Annotated in this window: 6 protein-coding genes; all 6 read right to left on the bottom strand. The window is 65.2% G+C overall.

Features of this window, described 5'->3' with window-relative positions:
* Positions 1-6: 6 nt before the first annotated feature.
* Positions 7-789, bottom strand: coding sequence for an HAD family hydrolase (locus Y705_RS16320; RefSeq protein WP_049822060.1), 783 nt, complete (start codon positions 787-789; stop codon positions 7-9).
* A gap of 332 nt (positions 790-1,121) precedes the next feature.
* Positions 1,122-1,439 (bottom strand): DMT family transporter, encoded by a 318-nt coding sequence (locus tag Y705_RS0100880; protein ID WP_026531509.1) that lies wholly within the window; start codon positions 1,437-1,439, stop codon positions 1,122-1,124.
* Positions 1,439-1,795, bottom strand: a complete 357-nt coding sequence (locus tag Y705_RS0100875; RefSeq protein WP_026531508.1) for a DMT family transporter — start codon at positions 1,793-1,795, stop codon at positions 1,439-1,441. Before Y705_RS0100875 ends, Y705_RS0100880 begins: the two co-directional genes overlap by 1 nt.
* Before the next feature lie 211 nt (positions 1,796-2,006).
* Positions 2,007-4,121 carry a choline BCCT transporter BetT gene (gene betT / locus Y705_RS0100870; RefSeq protein WP_026531507.1) on the bottom strand — a complete coding sequence of 705 codons (2,115 nt, stop codon included), beginning with the start codon at positions 4,119-4,121 and terminating at the stop codon, positions 2,007-2,009.
* A gap of 355 nt (positions 4,122-4,476) precedes the next feature.
* A complete protein-coding gene (locus Y705_RS0100865; protein WP_026531506.1) occupies positions 4,477-6,117 on the bottom strand; it encodes a GMC family oxidoreductase in 1,641 nt (546 codons plus the stop codon).
* The coding region (locus Y705_RS0100860) for an aldehyde dehydrogenase family protein (RefSeq protein WP_026531505.1) at positions 6,118-7,476 on the bottom strand (1,359 nt) is incomplete at its 5' end.

Below are 7,476 nucleotides of genomic sequence, written 5' to 3'. Positions count from 1 at the left end.
CCTGGGCTACGGGGTGGGTGGGGTCGGGCCGGCAGGGGCCGGAGAATCCGGGAGGAGCGGGATGAGTTCGGCGAGGTCGTCCACGACGATATCCGCGCCATGCGCGAGCAGCGTGTCCGCACCCACCCCCCGGTTCACGCCGACCACGAGGCCGAACTCGCCCGCGCGGCCCGCAGCCACTCCGGAGGAGGCATCCTCGACCACCGCGCATGCCGAGGCGGGAAGGCCAAGCATCCCGGCGGCGTGGAGATAGGTGTCGGGGTCGGGTTTGCCCGCGATCCCCCGCTCGGCAGCGAGGAGGCCGTCGACGACGACGTCGAAACGGTCGCGGATCCCGGCGGCCACGAGGACGGCGACGCCGTTGCGGGAGCTCGTAACGACTGCGACTTCGAGACCGGTGGCGACGGCGGCATCCAGGAGTGCGAGGGAACCCGGATACGGCGCGACGCCGTTCTCCGCTAGGGCCTCGTTGAATGCCTTGTTCTTGCGGTTGCCGAGTCCACTGACGGTCTCGAGTTCGGGGGCGTCCTCCGGAGCGCCTTCGGGAAGCGTGATGCCTCGGGAGGTCAGAAGAGCGCGGACGCCGTCGTAACGGGGGCGGCCGTCGATGTAGGTGAAGTAGTCGGCGTCGGTGTAGCCCGACCCGATCCCCTTCGCCTTCAGGTACGGCGTGAAGAGCCGCGACCACGCTTGCATGTGCACGTCAGCGGTCGGCGTGAGGACGCCGTCGAGGTCGAACAGGAGTGCGCGCAGGGACAACAGGCGCGCCGCAGCGGGGGAGGGGGTCACGGTGTTGTGGCCTTCGGTGAGGATGGGTCTGACGGCTAATTCGAGATAAGGCCAGCGCCGTCGGAAGCCGGTTTGCGGTTCACCTCCGCGGCGTCAGTCCGCGTTGCTCCCACTATATCGTTGCGGAAGTCTGCGCAGTGACGCTTGCGGCGCGCCGAATCAGCACTGGGCGCAAGCCGATTCGGGGGTTATGATCGCGGCCGCCGGGAGGAGGCCTCCCCGTCCCCGGCGACTGCTCGGGTCACAGAACCAGTACTGGTGCTCCCAGTGGCGGAACCACCCTGGAGTATTGCAAGCCTTCTAGTTTTTCGAGGGCGGAAGGGAAACACAGGCTAGTGAGCCGCACCTAGCTCGATGAGTAGGACGCCTCCGATAATGAGGATGATTCCAAGGCTCATGAGCCAGGTCAGGGGTTCTTCGAACAGGAATTTCGAGATGATGGCGGTGAGGGCGACACCCGCAGCCGCCCAGATACCGTAGGCGATGCCTAAGGGAAGACCTTGGGCGAGGGTGAGGCTGAGCATCGTGAAGGCGATGAGGTAGCCGACGATGACGGAGCCGTACCAGCGTTTGTTGTCGACCGCTAGGCGAAGGCTGACGGTGCCGGCGACTTCCGAGATGATCGCGCCAATCAGGAACACGTAGGCCATTACGCGGTCTCGGCTCTTTTATGTGCCGCTTGAGCTCCAAGCTCGACGCACAAGACCCCGGCGACGATGACGGCGATGCCGATACCCATGAGGAAGGTAAGTGCTTCGCCGAAGATGATGAGCGAGCCGATCGCTGTCAGCGCGACACCGCTTGCTGCCCAGATGCCGTAGGCGACTCCGAGTGCCATACCGGTGCGGAGTACGACGGCGAGGAGTGCGAACGCGCCAAGGTAGCCGGCGGTTACGACGACGTACAGAGCAGGATGCTCGAGCGCACCTTTCAATGACAGTGATGCGGTTACCTCGGACAGGATGGCGACGGCTAGGAGTAGCCACCCCTTGGTGGTCTTTCTCATCAGTTGGTTCCTTCGGCGATGAACTGCTGAGCGATCTGGCGGACGCTGCCCTTCACGGTCCACGAGTTGCAACGCTACCGGACCGTCTCGTCGCGACGGCAGCCTCCCTCTGACCTCTGCACCGATGGCGTCCACATAGCAGGACCCAGTGGAGTGAGGATGAATTACTCCATCCTCGCCGCCCGCCTTCTGCGCAGAGGTAGACGTCGTATCACTTTGCCTCCTCCTGGAGTGAAAAGTCGGATTCCCAGTTGTCCTTGCCGGCCTGGTCCTCGGTGATGGCCGTGTTGCCCGGTGTTTCCCGGTTCAGGTGCAGGAATTCGAGGTGTGTCTCGTAGTGGTCCAGGACATCGGTGATGACCTGTTCCCTGGTGTAGCCGGCGAGGTCGTAGCTGTGGCTGCCCTCGAGGGAGAAGACTTCCATCCGGTAATACTTTCCCTTCGTCACAGCGTCCGTCGCCGCGTTGCCCGCCGCGTAGGACGGGGTCCCGTACTGAACGGGATAGATCTGGTATTTGAAGGGACGCTCGTCACCGAGGCCCACATGCAGATCCACGCTGCGGATGCCGCAGGGCTCCACGGTCGCGGTGGTCAGGGTGGCGTCAGCCCCCTGCGCCCGCAGTTCGTCGTACACCTCCCGCAGGGCGGGAAGCGCTACGGTGTCCACGAAGTGGTTCGCCTGCGTCGGACCCGGGTAGGTCATCGCCCGGTTCAGCCGCTGCCGCCAGTTCCGCCCACCGGGACCCTCGGCGCTGCGCCCGGATATGATGCCGGGAAGGCTTGATCGGTAGCTGGCGGCGAGCGAGTTCTCCACACGCAGCGCCTTGTACAGGCCCGCCATGATGAACAGCAGCAGGATGGACAGCGGCAGGCCCATGATGATCGTGGCGTTCTGCAGGGTCGTCACGCCGCCCACGGTCAGCATGGCGAGCGTCAGCAGGCCCGTGACGACCGCCCAGAAGACGCGCAACCACTTGGGACCGTCAGCGTCGGCGTCCTTGAGGTGGCTGGTGAAGTTCGCCATGACGAGCGCGCCGGAGTCGGCCGACGTCACGTAGAACAGCAGGCCAGTGAAGGTCGCGATGCCGATGATGAGCGGTGCCGCGGGGTACTGCTCGAGCAACCCGTAGAACGCCCTTTCCGGCTGGGCCATGGCGGTCTCACCGAATGCCGCATTGCCGTTCATCACGATATCGAGGGCACTGTTCCCGAAGACCGAGATCCAGATGAGGATGAACGTGAACGGCACCACCAGTGTTCCAACAACGAACTGGCGGATCGTTCGGCCACGGGAGATCCGGGCGAGGAACAAACCCACGAAAGGCGCCCAGGCGATCCACCAAGCCCAGAAGAAGAGCGTCCAGCCCTGCAGCCAGTCGCCGGGGCGGTCATAGGCGAAGGTGTCCAGTGTCATGCCGGGAAAACGGCTGAGCACATCACCGGTGTTCTGGATGATGCCGTCGAGCAGGAAGCTCGTCTTGCCGGTGAACAGCACGAAGACCACGAGGGCGCCGGCGAGCAGCACGTTCAGCTCGGCGAGTCGGCGGATGCCCTTCTCGACACCCGAGAGCACCGATGCCGTGGCCATGACGACGGCGACGACGATCAGCCCGATCTGCACGGTGACGTTCTCCGGAAGGCCGAACATGAGGCTGAGCCCGTAGTTGAGCTGGACGACACCGATGCCCAGGGAAGTTGCGATGCCGAAGATGGTGCCAAGCAGGGCAGCGATGTCGATGCCGTGCCCGAGCGGCCCGTCGATCTTCTTCCCGAAAATGGGGTAGAGGGCGCTGCGGATGCTGAGGGGTAGATTATGCCGGTAGGCGAAATAGCCGAGGGCGAGGCCCATGAGTGCGTAGAGCGCCCAGCCCGTGAGTCCGTAGTGGAACAGCGTCAGTACCATGGCCTGGCGTGCGGCTTCCACGGTGCTGCCATCGCCCTGCGGAGGCGCGAGGTACTGGGTCACGGGTTCGGAGACCGAGAAGAACATCAGGTCGATTCCGATGCCGGCCGCGAAGAGCATCGATGCCCAGGTGAACATGCTGAACTGCGGCTTGGAGTGGTCCGGGCCTAGTTTCGTCTTGCCGACACGGCTCAGGGCGAGGACCAGGACGAAGACGACGACGAGGGTGACGATCAGGAAGTAGTACCACCCCATGGTGGTGGAGACCCACGTGACCATGGAGCCGATCAGTGCCTCTGCCCCCGTAGCGTCCACCATGGCCCAGAGAGCGATTGCGAGAATCCCGGTAGCCGATCCGATGAAGACAGTCCAGTTGACGCGGGTTCCAGCCGCGGGTGTCCTGTCCCCGTCTTCGGTATTCATTCCAGGCGGAGCGTCGATCGTCTGACTCATGTCATCCCTCTCATTGGGCACCGCACATCATGGCGGTGTGTTGTGCGGGCGGAAATGGCGCGGGGTAAGCCCCGATCTGCACCTACGCCCCACTGTCCTGTAAGAGAAGCCAAGCAACTCCGCTAGGTGTGGTGTAGGTCATACGGGGAGCGTAGTTCACCTTGAACATATGTTCAAGAGTGGATATGAACAAACGTTCAAGAATGGTCTGCCTCGCTCGGTTGGGCCTGAGCTGATACGGAAAAACCCGGTGGAGGGGACATGGGACATCCATCCACCGGGTTCACCGAATCGGCTCCCGAGCCCGCCGTGGGTCCGCGGGCGGTCAGGCGAGGGCCGCGCCGAGCTCCGCCTCCGCCGTCGTTGTTTTGCCCGCACGGCTGGCACGGATGAGGTCAGCACAGCGCTCTCCGATCATCATGACGGTGATGTTGGGGTTCACAGTGACGTGTTCAGGCATGACGGAGGCGTCGGCGACGCGCAGGCCCGTGACGCCCTTGACCAGCAGTTCGGGGTCGAGCGGCGACATCTCGTCGTCGGCCGGCCCCATACGGACGGTACCGACGGGGTGGTAAACGGTGTTGTGCGTCTTGCGGATGTAGTCCTGCAGTTCCTCGTCGGTCTGCGCTTCGATGCCGGGCGAGAGCTCACGGCCGGTCCATTCCGCCATGGCAGGCTGGGCGGTGATCTCGCGGGCCTTGCGGATGCCTGCGACCATAACGCGCATGTCGTGGCCCTCCGGATCGGTGAAGTACCGCGGATCCACCATGGGCTTATCCCGGAAGTCCCGGCTTCGCAGCCGGACGGTGCCGCGAGAGCGGGCGTGCGTGACGTTCGGGGTGAGGCTGAAGCCGTTCTCCGTGGTCGGGTAGCCGTACCGAAGGGTGTTCATATCGAACGGGACGGAGCCGTAGTGCATCATCAGGTCCGGGCGGTCGAGGTCTTCTTCCGTGGATGTGAAGATGCCGATCTCCCACCACTGCGTCGACGTCTGAACCATCGGCAGCCTCGCTTCGAACTGCACGACGCCTTCGGGGTGGTCCTGCAGGTGCTCGCCGACGCCGGGGGAGTCGACCAGGACCTCGATCCCGTGCCCGGCGAGGTGCGCGGCGGGGCCGATACCGGAGAGCATGAGCAGCTTGGGCGAGTCGATGGCCCCGGTGGACAGCACGACCTCGCAACGCGCGGAGAGCCGGTGAGTCCGTCCGAACGCCGAGTCCACGACATCGACGCCAGTGCACCGTTTGTCCGCGTCGAACACCAGTTGGCGGGCGCGCAGGCCGGTCAGCAGTGTGAAGTTCTCGCGCTCGATGATCGGATGGATGTAGGAGACCGAGCTGGATGATCGGGTGCCGTCCGCGCGGCGGTTGATCTGGAAGAAGTTCGCGCCGTTGATCACCGTGGTGCCGGTGTTGAACTTCGCACGCGGAATGCCGGCCTGTTCACAGGCATCCAGGAGTGCGACGCCGGTGGGATCCGCCGCGGGCACGTTCATCAGGTGCACGGGCCCTGAGTCGCCGTGGTGCGGCGCGTCCGGGCCGGCGTCGTCGTTGGTCTCCAGTCGCTGGTACAACGGCCAGGCGACCTCAGCGGTCCATCCGGTGGCGCCGTGCTTCGATTCCCACTCGTCCAGGTCTTCGCGCGGGGCCCAGAAGGCGATGCAGGAGTTGTGGCTGGAGCAGCCACCCATGACCTTGGCCCGGGCGTGGCGCATGAAGGAGTTGCCGTTCTCCTGCGGTTCGATCGGGTAGTCCCAGTCGTACCCGGATTCGAGCAGCTCCATCCAGCGGTCGAGCTGCAGTACCTCGGGCACGCCGCGGTCATCCGGCCCGGCTTCCACCAGTGCCACGGACATGGCCGGGTCCTCGCTCAGCCGGGCGGCGACTGCGGCTCCGGCGGATCCGCCGCCGATGACGATGTAGTCGAACTCACGGTCGTCGAGGTTCTCGACGTTGTCGGTAGGCATCTAGTTCTCCTTGCCGTGGTCAGCGAACCAGCCCGTCACCTGCGGGTTGGTGTTCTGGTAGATGTGCTTGGATTCCTGGTACTCGGCCAGGCCGGTCGGACCGAGCTCGCGGCCGACGCCGGACTGGCCGAAGCCGCCCCACTCGGCCTGCGGGAGGTAGGGGTGGTAGTCGTTGATCCAGACAGTGCCGTGCCGCAGTCGGCCGGCCACGCGCTGCGCCTTGCCCGCATCCTGGCTCCAGACCGCCCCGGCCAGCCCGTAAATAGTGTCATTGGCGGTCGCCACCGCTTCATCCTCAGTGCGGAAGGTCTCAACAGTCACTACCGGGCCGAAGGCTTCATCCACGACGACGGACATACCCTTCTGCACGCGGTCCAGGACCGTGGGCTGGTAGTAGAAACCGACGCCGTACTTCTCTCCTTCGGGCGTCGTGCCACCGCACCGCAGCCGCGCCCCCTCCTCCACTCCGCGCTGGACGTAGGCGTGCACCTTCTCGCGGTGGGCCGCGGAAATCAGCGGGCCGGTCTCGGCAGCTTCGTCGAAAGGGCCACCGAGGCGGATGCCCTGAGCGCGCCGGACCAGCTCATCGACGAAGCGTTCGGCGATCGATTCCTCGACCACTAGCCGCGCCCCGGCGGAGCAGACCTGACCGGAGTGGACGAACGCGCCGTTGAGCGCGTTGTCGACGGCGGCGTCGAAGTCCGCGTCGGCGAACACGACGTTCGGGTTCTTGCCGCCGAGCTCCAGCGCCACCTTCTTGACGGTCCCGGCGGCAGCAGCGGCAATGCGCTTTCCGGTTTCCAACCCGCCGGTGAATGAGACCAAATCGACGTCAGGGTGTTCCGAGAGCGGTGCGCCCGCCTCCGCGCCGGGGCCCGTCACGAGGTTGGCGACGCCGTCCGGCAGGCCCAGGTCCTGCAGCAGCTGCATGGTCAGGATGGCGGTGGAGGGGGTCAACTCGGATGGCTTGAGGACGAATGTGCAACCGGCGGCCAACGCCGGTGCGATCTTCCACGCCGCTTGAAGCAGGGGGTAGTTCCAGGGCGTGATCAGGCCGCAGACACCCACCGGCTCGTAGACGATCCTGCTCACGACGTCGGAGTCTCCGGCGTCGACCACGCGGCCCGACTGTTGGCCTGCGAGCCGGCCGAAATATTCGAAGCAGGCGGCGATATCGTCGATGTCGATCCGGCTTTCGATGATCCGTTTCCCGGTGTCCAGCGATTCGGCGCGGGCGAATTTCTCGCGGCGGTCACGCAATTCCGAGGCGACCTTGAGCAGAAAGGTGCCGCGCTCAGGCGCCGGGACCGAGGACCAGACACCGGAGTCGAAGGCCGCACGGGCCGCAGCAATGGCCCG

The organism is Arthrobacter sp. H41, assembly GCF_000520535.1.
Lineage (GTDB): Bacteria > Actinomycetota > Actinomycetes > Actinomycetales > Micrococcaceae > Arthrobacter_D.
This window is presented reverse-complemented; position numbering and strand designations above follow the sequence as displayed.